Source organism: Streptomyces siamensis, assembly GCF_039543605.1.
In the GTDB taxonomy this organism is placed as follows: domain Bacteria; phylum Actinomycetota; class Actinomycetes; order Streptomycetales; family Streptomycetaceae; genus Streptomyces; species Streptomyces siamensis.
The window spans coordinates 40,351-59,295 of sequence record NZ_BAABKB010000003.1; the positions used below are offsets into that span (position 1 = coordinate 40,351).

General features: G+C 72.6%; 16 protein-coding genes. 7 read left to right on the top strand and 9 right to left on the bottom strand.

All coding sequences use genetic code 11. The features are described from left to right. Nucleotides 1-50 precede the first annotated feature (50 nt). Together ABEB03_RS09150 and ABEB03_RS09155 are read left to right on the top strand one after the other, a co-directional pair. On the top strand, nucleotides 51-515 hold the full coding sequence (locus ABEB03_RS09150; RefSeq protein ID WP_345644332.1) for a hypothetical protein: 465 nt from the start codon (nucleotides 51-53) through the stop codon (nucleotides 513-515). Nucleotides 516-924: 409 nt separating this feature from the next. Beyond that, nucleotides 925-1,407, top strand: a complete 483-nt coding sequence (locus ABEB03_RS09155) for a MarR family winged helix-turn-helix transcriptional regulator (RefSeq protein WP_345644335.1) — start codon at nucleotides 925-927, stop codon at nucleotides 1,405-1,407. Here the strand turns inward: ABEB03_RS09155 and ABEB03_RS09160 are convergent. After that, nucleotides 1,389-1,787, bottom strand: coding sequence for a winged helix-turn-helix transcriptional regulator (locus tag ABEB03_RS09160; RefSeq protein WP_345644338.1), 399 nt, complete (start codon nucleotides 1,785-1,787; stop codon nucleotides 1,389-1,391). The genes ABEB03_RS09155 and ABEB03_RS09160 overlap by 19 nt on opposite strands. A 112-nt stretch (nucleotides 1,788-1,899) precedes the next feature. On the opposite strand from ABEB03_RS09160, the gene ABEB03_RS09165 reads away from it, so the two are divergent. Further along, nucleotides 1,900-2,781: an NADP-dependent oxidoreductase gene (locus tag ABEB03_RS09165; RefSeq protein WP_345644340.1), complete on the top strand. Its 882-nt coding sequence runs from the start codon at nucleotides 1,900-1,902 to the stop codon at nucleotides 2,779-2,781. A 7-nt stretch (nucleotides 2,782-2,788) separates the two neighbouring features. On the opposite strand, the gene ABEB03_RS09170 is transcribed toward ABEB03_RS09165, so the two are convergent. Both ABEB03_RS09170 and ABEB03_RS09175 read right to left on the bottom strand, forming a co-directional pair. Next, complete coding sequence (locus ABEB03_RS09170) at nucleotides 2,789-4,204, bottom strand: MFS transporter (protein ID WP_345644342.1); 1,416 nt, start codon at nucleotides 4,202-4,204, stop codon at nucleotides 2,789-2,791. A gap of 57 nt (nucleotides 4,205-4,261) precedes the next feature. Continuing rightward, on the bottom strand, nucleotides 4,262-5,098 hold the full coding sequence (locus tag ABEB03_RS09175) for a helix-turn-helix domain-containing protein (protein ID WP_345644344.1): 837 nt from the start codon (nucleotides 5,096-5,098) through the stop codon (nucleotides 4,262-4,264). Nucleotides 5,099-5,229: 131 nt separating this feature from the next. On the opposite strand from ABEB03_RS09175, the gene ABEB03_RS09180 reads away from it, so the two are divergent. From ABEB03_RS09180 to ABEB03_RS09195, 4 genes are all read left to right on the top strand, one after another. Further along, a complete protein-coding gene (locus ABEB03_RS09180; RefSeq protein ID WP_345644346.1) occupies nucleotides 5,230-6,318 on the top strand; it encodes an LLM class flavin-dependent oxidoreductase in 1,089 nt (362 codons plus the stop codon). Further along, nucleotides 6,315-6,998 carry a CE1759 family FMN reductase gene (locus ABEB03_RS09185; RefSeq protein WP_095935851.1) on the top strand — a complete coding sequence of 228 codons (684 nt, stop codon included), beginning with the start codon at nucleotides 6,315-6,317 and terminating at the stop codon, nucleotides 6,996-6,998. The genes ABEB03_RS09180 and ABEB03_RS09185 overlap by 4 nt, the downstream gene beginning before the upstream one ends. A gap of 111 nt (nucleotides 6,999-7,109) precedes the next feature. Further along, nucleotides 7,110-7,844, top strand: a complete 735-nt coding sequence (locus ABEB03_RS09190) for a response regulator transcription factor (RefSeq protein WP_345644350.1) — start codon at nucleotides 7,110-7,112, stop codon at nucleotides 7,842-7,844. Between the two features lie 66 nt (nucleotides 7,845-7,910). Beyond that, complete coding sequence (locus tag ABEB03_RS09195) at nucleotides 7,911-9,365, top strand: HAMP domain-containing sensor histidine kinase (protein WP_345644353.1); 1,455 nt, start codon at nucleotides 7,911-7,913, stop codon at nucleotides 9,363-9,365. 37 nt (nucleotides 9,366-9,402) lie between these two features. Here the strand turns inward: ABEB03_RS09195 and ABEB03_RS09200 are convergent, their stop codons facing one another. From ABEB03_RS09200 to ABEB03_RS09225, 6 genes are all read right to left on the bottom strand, one after another. Further along, on the bottom strand, nucleotides 9,403-11,352 hold the full coding sequence (locus ABEB03_RS09200) for an APC family permease (RefSeq protein ID WP_345644356.1): 1,950 nt from the start codon (nucleotides 11,350-11,352) through the stop codon (nucleotides 9,403-9,405). Nucleotides 11,353-11,558: 206 nt separating this feature from the next. Next, on the bottom strand, nucleotides 11,559-13,550 hold the full coding sequence (locus tag ABEB03_RS09205) for an APC family permease (RefSeq protein ID WP_425589214.1): 1,992 nt from the start codon (nucleotides 13,548-13,550) through the stop codon (nucleotides 11,559-11,561). Nucleotides 13,551-13,733: 183 nt separating this feature from the next. Next, a complete protein-coding gene (locus tag ABEB03_RS09210) occupies nucleotides 13,734-14,297 on the bottom strand; it encodes a hypothetical protein (RefSeq protein ID WP_345644362.1) in 564 nt (187 codons plus the stop codon). A gap of 107 nt (nucleotides 14,298-14,404) precedes the next feature. Beyond that, the gene (locus ABEB03_RS09215) at nucleotides 14,405-16,756 is read right to left on the bottom strand and encodes a protein kinase domain-containing protein (protein WP_345644365.1); all 2,352 of its coding nucleotides are present in this window, start codon (nucleotides 16,754-16,756) and stop codon (nucleotides 14,405-14,407) included. A 119-nt stretch (nucleotides 16,757-16,875) separates the two neighbouring features. Beyond that, entirely contained in the window at nucleotides 16,876-17,922 is a 1,047-nt protein-coding gene (locus ABEB03_RS09220) for an alcohol dehydrogenase catalytic domain-containing protein (protein ID WP_345644368.1), read from the bottom strand. A gap of 222 nt (nucleotides 17,923-18,144) precedes the next feature. Continuing rightward, a complete protein-coding gene (locus tag ABEB03_RS09225; RefSeq protein ID WP_179332520.1) occupies nucleotides 18,145-18,798 on the bottom strand; it encodes a hypothetical protein in 654 nt (217 codons plus the stop codon). Between the last annotated feature and the right edge of the window lie 147 nt (nucleotides 18,799-18,945).

Here is an 18,945-nt window from a genome sequence, read left to right on the forward strand (position 1 = left end):
GGATACATCCACGTGACGGACGCGGTGGCCCTAGCGGAGGTAATGACGTCATGTGGGTGCGGACGCTGTGTGTGGTGGGTGCGGGCGTGGGGCTCGCGGTGGCGGGCGTGACTCCGGTGAGCGCGGCGGCTCCCGAGGCCGATCTCGCCTATCACGGGCGGGTGTCCATGGACGCGGGGCGCGTTGCCCTGCGGTTGACGCCGCGGAACCACGGGCCGAATGCCGTCATGGACGCGACCGTGCGGCTGCGCTGGTCGGCCGCGCTGGCCGATGCGCAGTGGCTGCCGGACGGCTGTGCGCGGGTGGGGGCGCGGGACCTGGTGTGCCGGACCGGGGCGCTGTCCGCGGACGGGGCGGGGCGGGAGATCCGGATGTCGGTGCTGCTGAAAGGGGCGCCCTCGGAGGTGACGCTGGGGATCGACACCGTGTGGGGTGGCGGGGCGGTGGATTCCAACCGGGCCAATGACCGGGAGCGGGTGCTGGTGCTGGACACGGGGGACTTCTACGCCTTCTAGGAGTTCGGGCCGGGTGCCGCTGGTTCGGTGGGTCGGCGTCTGTCCGGTGGGCGTCTCGCTGTCTGTCCGGTGGGCGTTGCGCTGTCTGTCCGGTGGGCGTTGCGCCGCCGCTCCGGTGGGTGGGTCGGGTCCGTGCCGGTGATCCGCCCGTTGCAGCCCTTGTGTGGGGCGGTGCTGGTAGGGCCTCGGTGGGTGCTTGTTGCTGTCCGCAACGGGCATTTGATTCACCGGCACGGCCCCTTCGGTGGGATGGCGGGTGCGGGTGCGTGCGGGGGGCGGTCCCTGCGGGCGTACGGCCGGCGGGGAGTGGGCCGGTGCGGGTGCTTGTGGGGTGCGGGTCCCTTTCGTGCGGGGGCGTGTGGTGCGGTGGTGGTGCTTACGATGGTGTGTCCTGCTGAAAGGTGTGGTGATGGCGGCTCGGGAGCATCTGATGGGGGAGTTGGCCACGGTGTCGCGGCGCTACATGGCGTCGTACGCGCTGTTCAACCAGGCCGTCGCCGATCATCTGAACCTGCATCCGACCGATCTGCAGTGCGTGAACCTGCTCAGCCTGGAGGACGGGCCCGTGACGATCGGGCGGATCGGGGAGCTGACCGGGCTGACCACCGGGTCGGCGACCCGGCTGGTGGACCGGCTGGAGAGGGCCGGGTACGTCGTGCGGGAGCGCGACGCGGCCGACCGGCGGCGGGTGCTCGTTGCGGTCGTGCCGGAGAAGATGGCCGAGTTCGGGCGGATGTGGGACCGGCTGGGCGGCGGCTGGTTCGCCCTGTTCGACGGGCTCGAGGAAGAGGAACTCGCCCTGATCATCGGGCACATGCGGCGCACCGTGGAGTTCACCGGTGAGCAGATCGCCCGGCTGCGGGGCGGCGGCCTTCAGGGCGCGGAGTCGTAGCGCTCCCGGGCGTCGTTGACCTGCTCGATGTGCAGTTCCGCCCAGTCCTTCACGGCGGAGAGCAGGCAGCTGAGGCTGGCGCCGAGGGGCGTGAGTTCGTAGTCGACGCGGACCGGCACGGACGGGGTGACCGTGCGGGCGACGATCCCGTCGCGCTCCAGTGAACGCAGCGTCTGCGTCAGCATCTTGGGACTGACGCCCGCGATCTTGCGGCCGAGGTCGCTGTAGCGCATGGATCCCCCGGCGAGCGCGCTGACGACCAGGCTGACCCACTTGTCGCTGATCCGGTCGAGGAGCTGGTTGGTGGGGCAGCTCTTGATGAACGCGTCGTACTCGATGCGTGCCTGCTCGCGCCGCTGGGCCGCGGTCGTGGTCGCCATGGCGCACCTCCGGGTGACGTACGCACCTTCAGGTGCCTACTTACTGATGGATAGTAACTCTTCCTAGGGTTGTTGCAACGGAAAAGAGACCCAGGAAGTGGGGAGCGTTGCCATGCGTGCGGTACTGGTGAATCGGTTCGGTGGACCCGACGTCGTGGAGGTCGGTGAGGTCGAGGTGCCCGAGCCCGGGGCCGGTCAGGTTCGGATCAAGGTGGCCGCCGCCGCCCTCAACCCGGTCGACGCGGGGGTGCGGGCCGGTGTCTTCGGCGGTGCGGGCAAGCGGCTCGGGCTCGGCTGGGACGTGGCCGGGACCGTCGAGGCGGTGGGCGTGGCCACCGGGTGGAACGTGGGGGACGAGGTGGTGGCTCTGGCGTACGGGCCCGGCAAGACGCTCGGTACGCACGCCGACCATGTGGTCGTCGACGCCGGCGCGGTGGCGTCGGCGCCCGGCTCGGTCGACGCCGTGCACGCCGCGACGCTGCCGCTGAACGCGCTGACTGCCGCGCAGGCCCTCGACCTGCTCGGCCTGGAGCCCGGCCAGAGCCTGCTGGTCACCGGTGCCGCGGGCGCGGTGGGCGGGTACGCCGTCCAGCTCGCCGCCCATCGCGGTCTGACGGTGACGGGCGTGGCGCGGGCCGCCGACGAGGACCTCGTGCGGTCGCTGGGAGCCGAGCGTTTCGGGCCGCAGCCCGCCGGTGCGGACGGCGTACTGGACGCGGCGCTGCTCGGTGGCGCCGCGCTGGAGTGGGTGCGCGACGGGGGCGTCTTCGTGGGGGTCATCCCGGGCGCCCACCCGGAGTCCGTGCGCGGGGTGCGGACCGGCTCGGTGGAGGTCGCGCCGGACGGGGCGCGTCTGGCCGAGCTGGTGCGGCTCGTCGACGCGGGGGTGCTGACGACGCGGGTCGCCGAGACCTACCCGCTGGACGAGGCGGCCAAGGCGCACGCGCGGCTGGCGGAGGGCGGGCTGCGGGGGCGGCTGGTGCTCGTCCCCTAGGACCGGACTAGTGCTCCTCCTGCGCCTTGCGGGGGAGGAGTCGCACGAGGGGGCAGCACAGCAGGGCGACGGCGGTGACGGCGGCGAGGCTCACGGCGGTGGCGTGGGCCTCGCCGCCGTCCGTCCCGAAGTACAGGGTGGTGACCGCGGCGGCGCCGATCGCGTTGGCGAGCTGCTGGACCGCGCCGAGCGAGCCTCCCGCGCTGCCGGCCTCGGCGGGGGCGATGTCCCCGATGGTGACGTCGTACAGGGAGCCGAAGCAGGTGCCCATCCCGAGGCCGACGACCAGCAGGGGCGGGACGAGGGCCCAGGCGCCGGTGCCGGTGCCGGAGCCGGCGACGAGGGCGAGCAGCCAGCCGGTCCCGGCGGACGTGATCAGGAAACCGGCGAGGGTCAGCCGGCGGCCCAGTGCGCCGATCAGGCGGTAGCAGGCGATCGAGGCGACGACGATGCCGGCGGACAGAGGGGTCAGGCCGAGCGCGGCGCCCGCGGGGGACCGGCCGAGTCCCTGCTGGAGGAAGAGGGAGACGACGTAGAGGAGTCCGGAGACCGCGGCGAAGAACACGACGCCGGTCAGGAGTCCGGAGGTGAAGCCCCGGTTGTGCAGGAGAGAGGGCTGGATCAGGGGCGTCGCGACGGTGCGCTGGCGGTGGCAGAAGGCCGCGAAGAGGAGGAGTCCCGCGGTCACCAGGGCGGTGCTCCTGAGGGTCCAGCCGTGTGCGGAGCCGTCGATCAGGCCGGACAGCAGGCCGAGCATGGTGGCGGCGAGGAGTGCGGAGCCGGGGCCGTCGACGGTGACGGCGCGGTCGCCGCTGTCGCGCGGGAGCAGCCGGACGGCGGCGGCGAGCGCGGCTCCGCCGAGGAGCAGGTTGATGAGGAACATGGCGCGCCAGCCGAGGCCGGCGATGTCCGTGTCGATGAGGAGGCCGGCGAGGACCGGGCCGCCGACGGCCGAGAGGCCCATCACCGGTCCGAAGAGGCTGTACGCCTTGCCGATCTGGTCGCGGGGCCAGGCGGCGCCGAGGATGCCGAAGCCCTGCGGGACGACGAGCGCGCCGAAGGCGCCCTGGACGAGGCGGGCGGCGACGAGGGTCCGGGGGTCGGGCGCCAGGCCGCAGGCGACCGAGGCGGCGGTGAAACCGGCGAGGCCGGTGAGGAAGAGGCGGCGGCGGCCGTACTTGTCGCCGAGGCGTCCGCCGAGGACGAGGAGCACGCCGAGGGCGAGGGCGTAGGAGGCGCCGAGCCACTGGACGAGGCTCGTGCCGCCGTGCAGGTCCTCGGCGATCGTCGGGGCCGCGATGTTCGTGATGGTGGCGTCGAGGAGGTCGAGGACGTCGGCGGCGAGGACGACGGCCAGGATCGCCCAGCGGGTCCGTGCGGGCGGACGGGGCGTTTCTTTTGCGTTGTGCAGTATCTGCGTCACACAGATAAATGTGCGGCACGGGGTGCGGTGCGGTCAAGCGCATTGATGACGGGTGCGTCAGGAGGTCTGCTGCGCGGTCGCGTACACCGTCGGCGGCACGCCCACCGTCGCCGTGAAGTCCCGTACCAGGTGGGCCTGGTCGGCATAGCCGAGGTCGGCGGCGAGCGCGGCCCAGTCGACGTCCTGGCGGGTCCCGGCGAGCTCCAGGGCCTCGTGGATGCGGTAGCGCAGGATGATCCACTTGGGGCTGACGCCGACGTACGCGGAGAAGAGCCGCTGGAGCGCGCGGACCGAGAGGCCCGCCGAACGGGCGAGGTCGCCGACGCGGCGCATCTCGCGGTCGGTGCGGATGCGGCCGACCAGTTCCCTGGCGACGTCGGCCTGCGGGTCGGGCTCCGGGGCGAGGGAGAGCAGGACGGCGTCGAGCGCGGCCACCCGGGCGACGTCGGCGGCGGGGGTCACGACCGCGCGGGCGGTGTCCCTCGGGGCCGCGGTGAAGGCGGCCCGCGTGAACACGTCCTGGACCGGCAGCGCGTGGCCCGTCCATCGCGACACCGGCGCCCACGGGGCGAACGGCCGGAAGGCCCCGGGCCAGAACTTCGCCCCGCACACCCGGCCCCGCCCGGTCAGCTTCCGGGTGAACAGGCCGAGCGCGACGCCGGTCACCTCGCCGTAGGGCGGGCCCTCGTCCTCGTCCCACTGGAACGTGACGTTCACCGACGGGTGCGGGACGACGTGCGAGGCGTACGGCTCCGGCAGGTCCCAGTCGATGAACCAGTACGTCTCCACGTGCCGGCGCAGGGCTTCGGCGGGTGGGTGGCGGCGGAACCGTACGCGGGTCAGCAGTGCGGACGGGTCGACGATCCCGCGGGTGTCGCGACGGGGTTCTGCCATGGCCGGATCGTACGTCGGCCGACGCGGCGGGGGGTGGGGACCGGATGGTCCGGAGGCTGGGGAATAGGTGGGGGCGGGGCGCGGTTCTGTGGGTATAGTTGAACCGTCAACAACTTGGAAGGTGAGCAGCCATGCAGTTCGGGATCTTCACCGTCGGCGACGTCACGACCGACCCGACGAACGGCCGGACGCCGAGCGAGGGCGAGCGCATCAAGGCCATGCTCGCCATCGCGCAGAAGGCCGAGGAGGTCGGGCTCGACGTCTTCGCCACCGGCGAGCACCACAACCCGCCCTTCGTCCCGTCCTCGCCCACGACGATGCTCGGCTACATAGCCGCCCGCACCGAGAACCTCGTCCTGTCCACCTCCACGACCCTCATCACCACGAACGACCCGGTGAAGATCGCCGAGGACTTCGCGATGCTCCAGCACATCGCGGACGGCCGCGTCGACCTGATGATGGGCCGCGGCAACACCGGTCCCGTCTACCCCTGGTTCGGCAAGGACATCCGCGAGGGCATCAACCTCGCCGTCGAGAACTACGCCCTGCTGCGCCGCCTGTGGGACGAGGACGTGGTGACCTGGGAGGGCAAGTTCCGCACGCCCCTCCAGTCCTTCACCTCCACCCCGCGCCCGCTCGACGGAGTCGCCCCCTTCGTGTGGCACGGCTCGATCCGGTCCCCCGAGATCGCCGAGCAGGCCGCCTACTACGGCGACGGCTTCTTCCACAACAACATCTTCTGGCCCGCCTCCCACACCAAGCAGATGGTGAACCTGTACCGCCAGCGGTACGCCCACTACGGGCACGGCACCCCGGAGCAGGCCATCGTCGGGCTCGGCGGCCAGGTGTTCATGCGGAAGAACTCCCAGGACGCCGTGCGCGAGTTCCGGCCGTACTTCGACAACGCGCCGGTCTACGGGCACGGGCCGTCCCTGGAGGACTTCACCGAGCAGACCCCGCTGACCGTGGGCTCGCCGCAGCAGGTGATCGAGAAGACCCTGTCCTTCCGGGAGTACGCCGGCGACTACCAGCGCCAGCTCTTCCTGATCGACCACGCGGGACTGCCGTTGAAGACCGTCCTCGAACAGCTCGACATGCTGGGCGAGGAGGTCGTGCCCGTCCTGCGCGAGGAGTTCGCCAAGGGGCGTCCGGCCGATGTGCCCGAGGCCCCCACCCACGCGGCCCGCGTGGCCGCCGCCAAGGAGGTGACCGTCGCATGAAGCTCGTCGTGGTCTCGGCGGGGCTGAGCTCCCCGTCGTCCACCCGGCTGCTCGCCGACCGGCTCGCCGCGGCGACCGCCCGGCACGCCGACGTCGACGTCCAGGTGGTCGAACTGCGCGACCTGGCCACCGACATCGCCCACCACATGGTCACCGGCTTCCCGGCGCGGCGCCTGGCCGCCGCGCTGGACGCGGTGGCCGCGGCGGACGGCCTGATCGCCGTGACGCCCGTCTTCTCGGCGTCCTACAGCGGGCTGTTCAAGTCCTTCTTCGACGTCATCGACAAGGACTCGCTGACCGGGAAGCCGGTGCTCGTCGGCGCGACCGGCGGCACCCCGCGCCACTCCCTGGTCACCGAGCACGCCCTGCGCCCGCTCTTCTCGTACCTGCGCGCCGTGGTCCTGCCGACCGCCGTCTACGCGGCCTCGGAGGACTGGGGCGACGAGGGACTGGAAGGGCGCATCGAACGGGCCGGCGCGGAGCTGGCCCGGTTCATGGGGGCGTCGGCGGCCGGGACGGTTCCCGGGGCCCGAGCGGAGACGGCCCCGGCGGTCCCGGACACCGACACGGCCGCGGCCATCGCGCCGCGCTCCCTCAAGGGCGCCGTCACCTCGGTGGACTCGGCCGACGCGTTCACGGTCGTCCCCTTCGAGCAGCAGCTCGCGGCGCTGCGGCCGTAGCGCCGCGAGGCCCGTGGCGGGCTTCGCCCCGGAGGTGTGATCCGGGTAAGAAGCCCCCCGCTCCCATGATCATCAGGTGGTGTGCCGCCACGGGCTTGGCAGACTGGTGGGGTGCCCCAGACTGTGCTGCTCGCCGAGGACGACCGCGCCATCCGCCACGCCCTGGAGAGGGCGCTGACGCTGGAGGGGTACGAGGTGACGGCCGTCGCCGACGGCGTCGAGGCGCTCGCGCAGGCCCACCGCACCCCGCCGGACGTGCTCGTGCTGGACGTGATGATGCCCGGCATCGACGGCCTCCAGGTCTGCCGTGTGCTGCGGGCCGAGGGCGACCGCACGCCGATCCTCATGCTCACCGCGCTCGTCGAGACCGTCGACCGCATCGCCGGCCTCGACGCCGGTGCCGACGACTACGTGGTCAAGCCGTTCGACGTCGAGGAGGTCTTCGCCCGGCTGCGCGCCCTGCTGCGCCGCACCGGCGACCGCGCCGTCGGCGCGACACCGGCCCCGGCGCCCGAGCCGGCCGCCGCCGCCGCGAAGGACACCCCGGGGCAGGTCGCCGCCGCGGGCATCCGGATGGACGTCCAGGCACGGCGGGCCTGGCGCGGGCAGCGGGAGATGGAGCTGACCCGCACCGAGTTCGAACTCCTCGAACTCCTCGTCCGCAACACCGGCATCGTCCTCGACCACGCCACCATCTACGACCGCATCTGGGGCTACGACTTCGGACCCGGCTCCAAGAACCTCGCCGTGTACGTCGGCTACCTGCGGCGCAAGCTCGACCAGCCGGGGGCGCCGGCGCTCATCCACACGGTGCGGGGTGTGGGGTACGTGCTGAGGGAGGACTGAGTGCCGCGCCGGCCCACCGCGGGCGGGGCGGGGTGGACGAGGTTCCCCCGGACCAGATTCCGGCGGGTGTCCTCCCTGCGGGCCACCTTCACCCTGTCCTTCGCGGCCGTCGCCGCCGCCGTCACCGTCCTCGTCGGCTTCCTCAGCTACGACGCCGCCGCCCGGCTCGTGCGCGTCGACCAGCAGACCGTGTTCGCGGAGGTCGTCCAGGACCTGCGCGACCAGGTGCGTGAGCGGGCCCTGCACCCGGCCGACTTCGCCGCCTCCGACTCCGATCACGACGGGCCGCTCGACGACATCATCCGGCCCAGCCGCACCGATGTGCAGGTCCTCGGCCCCGGCGGCGCGATCGTCGACCGGGGCAGCCCGCCCCTGCCCGTGCGCGCAGCGGACCGGGCCGTCGCCGACCACGCGACGGCGGGCGGGCTGGACGAGCACAAGGAGGTCGACGTCGGTGGGGACCGCTACCGGGTCGCCACGGTCGCCCTCGGCGGCGGGCGGGGCGCGGTGCAGGTGGCCCAGCAGTTCAGCGACACCGAGGACCTGCTGCGCGAACTCCAGCAGCGGACCGTGCTGCTCGTCGCGGCCGTCGTGATCGCCGCGGGACTGTTCGGCTGGTGGCTGGCCCGGCGCATCACCCGCCGTCTGGTCCGGCTCGCCGGGGCCGCCGAGGACGTCGCCCGCACCGGCCGTCTCGGCATCCAGGTGCCCGTCACGGGATACGACGAGGTCGGCCGGCTCGGCCGCTCCTTCGACCGGATGCTGGTGCGGCTCGCCCAGTCCGAGGAGGACCAGCGGCGGCTGGTCCAGGACGCGGGCCACGAACTGCGGACGCCGCTGACCTCGCTGCGCACCAACATCTCCATGCTCCGGCGCATCGACGAACTGCCGCCCGGCGTCCGGGAGGAACTCGTCGCCGACCTCGCCCTGGAGTCCCGCGAGCTGACCGACCTCGTCAACGAACTCGTCGCGCTGGCGGCCGGGCGGTCCGACACCGAGCCCGTCCGGCGGCTCGACCTCGCGGAGCTCGCCGAGGACGTCGCGATCGTCGCGCGGCGCCGGTCCGGGCGGGACATCACGGTCACCGCGCGCGGCGACACGACCGTGGACGGGCGGCCCACCGGGCTGCAACGGGCGGTCTCCAACCTCGTCGAGAACGCGGCGAAGTTCGACCGGGGCGGGGCGGCACCGATCGAGGTGGTGGTGTCGGGCCGGCGGCGGCCGGGCGCGGAGGCCGGCGTGGACCCGTCCGGTCCGGGCGCGGGCCATCCCGGGCCCGTGCGGGTCGAGGTGCTCGACCGGGGGCCGGGGATGGCGGACGAGGACCTCGGCCGCGTCTTCGACCGGTTCTACCGGGCCGCCGACGCGCGGAGTCTGCCCGGGTCCGGGCTCGGTCTGTCCATCGTCCGTGAGGTGGCCACGGCGCACGGGGGTGCGGCGTTCGCCTTCCGGCGGGAGGGCGGGGGCACGGTGATCGGGTTCACGGTGGGGCTGCAGCGGGCGGGGGACGACGGCCGGTAGCCGATGACCGGCCGCGGTGCCCCGAGGAGCCCGCCGGTCAGCCCACGTGGACCCGGGGGCGACGGGAGCGGTCCGGCTCCGCCTCGCGGAGGACCTCCCGGGTGACGGGGGCGACCTCGCCCTGCCCGAAGAGGAAGAAGCGGAGGAAGTTGGTGAACGGGTCGCCCTCGGTCCACTCGAAGTAGATGTGCGGGGTGCACCGGGTGGCGTCGCGGACGTGCAGCAGCAGCGCGGCCAGTGCGTTGGGGATGGACGCCGACTCCAGGGTCAGCACGCGGTAGCGGTCGTGCAGCACCTCGCCGCGCACGGTGAGACCCGTCTCGAACTCCGAGGGGTCCAGCACGGTGACCTCGACGAACACGAAGTCCTCCTGCACGGGGAGGTCGTTGTCCTGCCGGATCTGCTCGATCTTCTCCCGGTACTCGGCCTTGTCCCGCTGTCCGGGCTCGTTGGCGATGAACCGGATGCGGCGGCTGGACATGTCTCTGATGAATCGTTCCGCCATGTCGTCGAGCGTCACGCTGGTGACGCGCAGCTCGAAGGCGCGGGCCAGCCGGGACAGCAGCGAGACCAGGATGATCCCCGCGATGAAGCAGGCACCGATCTTCACGCCGTCCGGCCGCTCGATGACGTTCACGACGGTCGTGTACAGGAACACCGCGGAGATCACCGCGAAGCCGATGGTCCAGCCCCGCTGGCGGGCCTTGCGCGCGGCGATGGTCACGGCGATGGCGGCGGAGCTGATGAGCACCAGCACACCGGTGGCGTAGGCGCCGCCCTGCGCGTCGACGTCCGCGTCGAAGATCCAGGTGACCAGGAACGCGACCAGGGTGAAGACGATCACCATGGGGCGTACGGCACGCGCCCAGTGCGGGGCCATGCCGTAGCGGGGCAGGTAGCGGGGCATCAGGTTGAGCAGCCCGGCCATGGCGGAGGCGCCGGCGAACCACAGGATCGCGATGGTGGAGGCGTCGTAGACCGTGCCGAAGGCGTTGCCCAGGTACTCGTGCGCCAGGTAGGCCAGCGCGCGTCCGTTGGCCTGGCCGCCCGACTTGAACTCGTCCTCCGGGATCAGGAGCGTCGTGATGAAGCTCGTGCAGATCAGGAAGACGCTCATGATCACGGCGGCGGTGGTCAGCAGCTTCTTCGTGCCGCGGATACGGCCGGTCGGCTTCTCCTCGGTGTCCGTCGGGTCGCCCTCGACGTGGGGCATCACCGCGACGCCGGTCTCGAAGCCGGAGAGACCGAGCGCGAGTTTCGGGAAGACCAGGAGGGCCACACCGACCATGGCGAAGACGTTGCCGTGCTCCGTGGTGAGGGCGCTGGACCAGTCGGTGATCACATGGCCCGCGGTGATGACGTGCCACAGGCCGCTGATCACGACCACGAGGTTGAGGGACAGATAGATCCCGACGAGGACGACGGCGACGCCGATCGCCTCCAGGAATCCCTTGAGGAACACCGCGCCCAGCAGGGCGACGAGTATCAGGGTGATCACCATCTGCTTGTCGTGCAGGACGCTGGTCAGATGCGGGTTCTCCACCAGGTGGGTGGAGGCGTCCGCCGCGGAGAGGGTGATGGTGATCAGGAAGTCGGTGGCGGCGAAGCCGAGCAGGGTGAGGACGAACAGCTTGCCCTTCCAGAACGACAGCAGCCGTTCCAGCATGGCGATCGAGCCCTCGCCGCGCGGGCTCTCCTCGGCCACCCGCCGGTAGACGGGCAGTGCGCCCGCGAGGGTGACGATCACCAGCACGATGGTCGCCACGGGCGACAGCAGTCCGGCCGCCAGCGCGGCGATGCCCGGCTGGTAGCCGAGGGTGGAGAAGTAGTCGACGCCGGTCAGGCACATCACCCGCCACCACCGCTGGCCCTTGTGGGCCTGCTCCGGTGTGGCGTGCGCCCCCTGGGGGGTCTTGGCCATGTCGGACAGGCCTTCCAGCATCCAGGCCCGCAAGCGGTTCCCCCGGGCGGGTGTGGTGGTGGCCATCGGTGCGCACTCCTGACAGGCGGCTCTGCGATCGGTTCCGGCCATCGCGGAGACGGCGAGACCAGCGTAAGCAGAGAGTGATCCAGGGGCCCGTGGATGTGAGGGCCGAACGCATCAAGACCGCGTTAAGACGCGTCAAGGCCGCGTCAAGATCTACTGGTCAACCGCGTCAGGACGTGCCGGTCACTCGCGTCAGGATGCGCCGGTCACCCGCGTCGTCCGTCGCGCGAGCCGGCCCGCCGCGTCCCTCGGGGCACACCGCGGCGGACCGCGCCGGGCGCCCGGGGCGTCGGGTGGTTCGCCCGTTCCGAGGAGCTGAGCTGCCAGGGAACGCTGGTGATCATCACGCCCGGGGTGAAGAGCAGCCGGCTCTTGAGCCACAGCGCGGACTGGTTGTGCAGCAGGTTCTCCCACCAGTGGCCGACGACGTACTCGGGGACGAAGACGGCGACGAGGTCGCGGGGGCTCTCCCGGCGGATGGAGCGGACGTACTCGACGACGGGCCGGGTCACCTCGCGGTAGGGGGAATCGATGATCTTCAGCGGTACGTCGATGCCGTACTCCTCCCAGCGTTCGCGCAGCGCCGTCGCCTCCTCGCGGTCGACGGAGACGGTGAGTGCCTCCAGCTGGTCGGGGCGGAAGGCGCGCGCGTACGACAGGGCCCGCAGGGTCGGTTTGTGCAGCCGGGAGACCAGCACGATGCCCAGCACCCGGGACGGCGGCGCGAGTTCGCTCCGGGGGTCCTCGACCGCCAGCTCCGCGCCGACGGCGTCGTAGTGCCGCCGGATCCCGCGCATCATCACCCACAGCACCGTCGCCGCGAGCACCGCCAGCCACGCGCCCTCGGTGAACTTCGTCGCCAGGACGATGACGAGGACCAGCCCGGTGACCACCGCGCCCACGGCGTTGACCACCCGTGCCGAGTGGTGGCGCCGCCGCGTGGCGGGGTCGCGCTCCGAGCGCAGCTCGCCGTTCCAGTGCCGGACCATGCCGAGCTGGGAGAGCGTGAAGGAGGTGAACACGCCCAGGATGTAGAGGTGGATGAGGCTCGTGACGTTCGCCCGGTAGCCCCACAGCAGCAGGCCCGCGACGAGTGCCAGGGCCAGGATGCCGTTGGAGAAGGCCAGCCGGTCGCCCCGGTTGTGCAGCTGGCGGGGCAGGTAGCGGTGCTGGGCGAGGATCGACGCCAGCAGCGGGAAGCCGTTGAAGGCGGTGTTCGCCGCCAGGATCAGGACCAGTGCCGTCGTCGCCTGGATGACGTAGAAGCCGACGCTGTGCTCGCCGCCGAAGACCGCCGCCGCGATCTGCGCGATCACCGTGCGCTGGGTGTACGACGAGCAGTCGCCGTCCAGCCCCGTCAGCCGGCAGGCGTCGTCGGTGATGTGCACCTTGGAGACCATCGCCAGGGTGGTGACGCCGGCGAACATCGCGATGGCGGTGACACCCATCGCCGCCATCGTGGTGGCCGCGTTCTTCGGCTTCGGCTTGCGGAAGGCCGGTACGCCGTTGGAGATCGCCTCCACACCGGTCAGCGCCGTGCACCCGGAGGAGAACGCGCGCAGCACCAGCATCAGCAGGGCCAGACCGGCGAGATGAGCGTCGCCGGGCGCGGGACTGATGCCGTACCGCGCGCTCTCGGCGACCGGCGCGTTCCCGAAGAGGTAGCGGACCAGTCCGGTGATCACCATGATCAGGACGCCGCCGATGAACAGGTACGTCGGCGTGGCGAACGCCCGCCCCGACTCGCGCACGCCCCGCAGGTTCATCGCGGTGAGCAGCGCGACGAAGAGGATCGCGAGCGGGACGCGCTGGCCGACGAGCCCGGGGACGGCCGAGATGATGTTGTCGACCCCGGAGGCGACGGACACGGCCACCGTCATCACGTAGTCGACGAGGAGCGAGGCCGCGACGACCAGACCGGCGGACGGGCCGAGGTTCGTCGAGACCACCTCGTACGAGCCGCCGCCGCTCGGATAGGCGTGCACCACCTGGCGGTACGACAGCACCACGACCGTCATCAACGCCACGACCGCGGCCGCGATCCACGGTGTGAAGTGCAGGTACGTCAGCCCGCCGAGCGTGAGGACGAGCAGGATCTCCTGGGTCGCGTACGCCACCGACGACAGCGGGTCCGAGGCGAAGATCGGCAGGGCGAGCCGTTTGGGCAGCAGCGTCTCGTGCAGCTCCTCGCTGCGCATGGCCCGGCCGATCACCAGCCGCTTCAGGATCGCCGTCACGTTGAGCACGGCCGGAGCGTAAGCCGGGGGGCGGGGGCCCGCGGGGAGCCTGACGGCGCCGTCGGGCGGCAAGCGACCCGTTAGGATCCCGCCGCCGTCGTGCATTCGGAGCAACCGGCCGGGCCGGTGGCCGGCGGGCGGACCTCAGTCGAGCCCGGACACCTCGAACACCGTCCGCGCCGTCTCGCGGTCGATCCTCTCCGCCATGCGGCGCAGCGCGGTCGCCCCGCACGTCAGCGAGCCGCGGCGGGCGGAGAGCCGGGCATCCTCGTCCAGCCGGTGCCACAGCGGGGGGTTGGAGATCAGGACCTGCGGGTCGATCTCCACCCGGACGCCGAAGGTGTCCCGCAGCACGAGGCGCTGACCGACCCCGTCCAGACAGCGCACCGACACCAGCTCGTCGGTGCGCACCCGTCGCGCGCCCAGCAGCCGCCGCGACACCAGCCAGCCCTGGCCCGCCGACACCCGGGTGGGGAAGAGCACCAGGAAGAGCAGCGCCGCCAGGCCCACCCACAGGGCGGCGCGCGGACCGGTCAGGGTGCCGGCGCCCCCGTCGACCAGGAGCAGCAGGCCGAGCAGCAGCGCCGAGCAGCGCACCGAGGTGAGCAGGTCCCGGGACCAGTGCCGGTCGAAGGCCGTCTCGGGTGCCGTTCCGTTCGCCGTGGGCGGTGGCGGGGATGCGTCGACCGCGTCGTTGCCGCGTTCCATGGGAGCGACGGTAGAGCCACGGGAGGCCGGGCGCGGCCTTCCTTGACGGGACTCTGACGACCACGCGCGTCGTCGTGGCAGGACACCGGCGGCCCTGCCGCGGGGTGTCAGCCGGTGAGCCGCCGGACGGTCCCCAGCTGCTTCCACCGGCCGTCGACCAGACGGTCGACCCACACCGGACGGGCCGTCGCCTGGTGGCCCTTGAAGGCGTAGTGCCCGAGGAGCCCGTCGATCTCGACGTCTTCGAGGACACTCCGGAGCCGGGTGCGGGCGAGGTCCGCGGCGGGCCTGTCGCCGTCCTCCCCGTCCTCCCCGGCCACCCGGTCGATGCCCGCGGCGACGGCGAGCGTCGCGTCGTACAGCTCCGCCGTGCCGCGGTGCTTCAGCAGGGCGCGCAACTCGGCCGAGTCGGTGCACAGCTTCGGGAAGTCCGTGCAGTCGGGCTTCTGCCGCTCGTCGTTGAAGGTGCGAAAGCGCAGGCTTCCGTCCGCCAGCTGCCGGTCCTGCCGGGCGAACATCTCCAGGTCGGAGGAGACGTCGCAGGCGGATCCGTAGACGTCGTGGACGGCGACGGGCGTGCCGCGCCCGCGGGCGGCGGGCACGAGGTTCTCCTCACCGCCGCCGGCTCGCAGGTCGGAGACGACCAGGGCGTCCGGCCGGGCCGTGCCGAGATCGCGCTCGATCCGGCTCCGGCTCATGTCCTCGGTCCCCTTCTGCGAGGGCAGCGGCAGCGCGGTGAGCCCGGCGGCGCGCAGCCCGTGCCCGAAGGTGTCCTTGTCGGTGTCCGTGTCCCAGTAGCTCTTCGACGTCTCCACGACCCGGCCCGCGCCGTACGCCCCGGTCAGATAGCGGCCCGCCTGGCGCCCCGCCTCGTACTCGGCCGCCGGGAGGGCGTACTCGTGGTCCGGGTCGCCCCCGGACTCGCAGGTGTCGACCATCGCCATGCGCGGCGACCAGTCCACCTCGGCGCTCGCGAAGTCCCCGATGTCGCCGACCATGGCGATCATCCCCGGGTGCTGCTCCAGGAGGCTCTCCGCGGGCGTCTGCCCGTAGTCCTCCACCGCGACGACGCGCACGGGGATCTTCCGTTTCGCCCTGCGCTCGGCCTCCTTCAGGGCGGCTCGCACGACACGGGCGCGGATCTCGGGCACCCGGCCGTCCTCGTCGTCGCCCCAGGCGTAGCCGACGCCGAGCGTGTACGTCGTCGGGGCGGCGGAGGTTCCTCCGGGGGCCGACGGGTGGCCCTGGCCCTGCGGCTCGGGGCGGTCCGAGGACGACGCGTTCAGGGCGATGGCGGCCGGGACGCCGACGGCGAGGAGCGCGGCGGCGACCGCGAGCCGGACGGTGCGGCGGGTGATGCGGCGTGGGGCCGCCGGGGTCCACGGGGACGGTGTTCCGCGCCGCTCGTCGAAGTCCTTGACGACGTGCCGGGCCGACGGCCGTGCGGCGGGCGACGGCGGCCCGGCGTCCTCGGGGGCCGGTTCGCTCGCGCCGTCGGCCCTTCGAGCCGCCGGAGCCGGAGCCGATTCCGGGACCGGACCCGGTTCCGGGTCCGGATTCGCGGCAGGGGCCGGTGCCGGTGCCGGGGGCGGCTCCGCGGCGGCAGGGGCGGACGGCTGCGCCACCGCCTCGATCCGGGCGAGCGCTTCGTCCGCGTCCGCGGGCCGGTCGTCCGGGTCCTTCGCCATCAGGTCGAGCACCAACCGGTCCACGGCGGGCCCGAGTTCGGCGCGGGCCCGGCTCGGTCGCAGCGGCTCGTCGTGCAGGTGGTTGTACATGATGCCCGCCGCGTCCCCGACGAACGGAGGCCTGCCGACGAGGAGTTCGAACAGGACGCAGCCCACCGCGTACAGATCCGTGCGGCCGTCGCCCCGGAGCTGCCGGAAGCGTTCGGGCGCCATGTACTGGACGCTGCCGAAGGGAAGTCGGCCGGTGTGCGTCAACCGCGCGTCGGTGGCGCGGAATTCGGTGAACCGCGCGATGCCGAAGTCGACGATCCTGGCGGTGGACGCCGTGCCCTCGCCGGTGACCATGATGTTGGCGGGCTTGATGTCGCGGTGGACGACACCCGCACGGTGCGCGGCGCTCAGGCCCCGGCACACGTCGGCGGTCCAGCGCAGCGCGTCCTCGACCGGCACCCGCCCGCTGTCGCGCAGGATCTGCTCCAGCGTGCGGCCCTCGACGAGCGCCATCACCAGGTAGGGGCTCTCGCCGTCCGTCCCGTGGTCGTGCACGGTGACGATGTGCGGGCTGTCGAGGGCGGCGGCGACCCGGGCCTCGCGCCGGAACCGGCCGAGTCGTTCCGTCCGCTCGGCCTCGTCGTCCCCCGCCGCACGGAGGATCTTGACCGCCACCTCGCGGTCCAACTGCTCGTCCCTGGCCCGCCAGACCTCGCCCATGCCGCCCGAGCCGATGAGCTCGATCAGTTCGTAGCGGTCGTCCAGCCTTCGTCCCCGCACGTGTCAGGCCCTTCCCCCGGCGCTTCACCGACCCGGCCCGCCAACGTACTGCATGGCGTGTGGCGGACCGTCAGGGAGTCGTGGGCAGCGGGAGGTGCCCGACCGCGCGCTCGGGTGCCTCAGTGGCCGGTGGTGAGCACCATGCGGAACCTGGCCTGACCGCTCGTCATCTTCTCGACCGCGGCGGCCGTCTCCTCCAGTGGAACCTCCTCGGTCCAGGCGCGCACACCGCTCTGGGCGGCGAAGCGCAGGGTGTCCTGGGTGTCGACGGCGGCGCCGGAGGCGTGGGCGTAGACCTTCCGCGCCCCGTGCAGCAGTTGCAGCCCGTTGACCTGGAGCGGTTCGGGGGAGATGCCGACGATGGCGAGTTCGCCGTGGCGCCCGAGCCCGTCGATGGTGGCGGACATCGCGTCCGCGTTCGTGACGGTGGCCAGGACCACCTTGGCCCCGCCGAGCGCCTGGAGCGCCTCGGCGACGTCCTCGGCGGTGCTGTCGATGTAGTGGGCGGCGCCGAGCTTGTGCGCCAGGTCTCTCTTCTCCTGGCCGCGCGCGATGGCGACGGTGTCGAAGCCCATCTTCTGCGCGAACTGCACACCGAGGTGGCCGAGGCCGCCCAGGCCCAGTACGGCGACGGTGTCACCGGGGCCGGCGGTGGTGTGGCGCAGGGCGTTGAAGACCGTCACGCCCGCGCAGGCCAGCGGTGCCGCTTCGACCGCGGTCAGTTCGTCCGGGATCGCCGCGAGGGCGACGGCGGGCACCACGACCGAGTCGGCGTACCCGCCGGGGTAGGCGACGCCCGGGACGGCCAGTTCGGGGCACATGACCGCGTCGCCGCTGCGGCAGGCGTCGCAGTGCCCGCAGCTCCCGCCGTACCAGCCGACGGCGACCCGGTCCCCGACCTGCCAGCCGGTGACGTTCTCGCCGAGGGTGTCGATCCGGCCGGCGATCTCGTGACCCGGCGTGACCGGGAACGTGGTCCCGGGCAGCGCGCCCGAGGCGATCAGCAGGTCGGAGTGGCACACCCCGCAGGCCTCGACGGTGATCCGCACGGACCCGGGACCCGGCTCCCGTGCGGCGACCTGGGCGAGCTCCGGGGTGCCGCCGGGCTCGGAGACCTGCGCGGCACGCAGGGTGCCGGTGGAGGCGGAAGCGGTGGAAGCAGACATGATCCAGCCCTTCGTAGCGGTGTGGGGCCGGGGACGGGCCGCACGCACTCGCTCGTCAGGACGTGACCGGCCGAGGGTGGTCCGCCGCGGTCTCCCTCTTCGACGATAGGCAGGCCTGCGCCGCATCGGCATGTCCGCGGACGGCCGGCGCACGCAGCGCGCACACGACGGGGCCCGGGAGGCCGGTGTCCGGCGACGTCCCACGAGCCCACTGCGACAGGCTCAGGGCCACACCAGGCAGTACGGCTGGTGACCTGCCTCGTGCAGGCGGTGGGAGAAGTCCTGCCACTCGTGCAGCAGCTGGTACACGTTGAACGCGTCCCGGGGGCCGCCCCGGTCCGGGACGGTCGACCAGATGAAGGCGGCCGCGCCGACCGCTTCCTCGCCGATGCCGCGCAGCGGGTCCACGACGGTCATGGGGAGTTTCACGACGGCGTAGTCGGGGTGCAGGACGACGAGTTCCAGGGGCGGCACCTTGTGCAGGGGGACGCCCTCGATGCCGGTGAGGACCATCGCGGCCATCGTCTCCGGCTTGATCTTGGTGAACATGCCGTTCATGCCGAGTTCGTCGCCGCCGAGTTCTTCGGGGCGCATCGAGATCGGGACACGTGCCGCCGTGGCGCCGTCCGGCGCGCCGAAGTATTTGTACGTCACCCCCACCCGGCCACCATTCCCGCTCCCGGCCCTCAGCCGATCGACCCCGCGGTCGCTCCGCTCGGGCTCACCTTGCGCTCCCGGAGATAGCTGGGATCCCTGCGATCCCTGGGTCCTGCGTGCCTCGGCCGCTTCCTCCGCTTCGCGCCGGTGCCTTCCCCGCCGGGCACGCCTAGGCCCGAGGTCGTCGGTCCCCTCGCCCAGTCCGCCACCGCGATGCATATCTCCACCCGACTGCTTTTCTAAGGCGCGCGACCCCCGCCACGCAACCCGATCATCGTGACAGTGACCTCCCCCACGGCCGCACGCCGAAACGTGCGCTGAAACACCTGTTCCGCGGGATCTTCGCGGCCCCTGAACACCACCGTT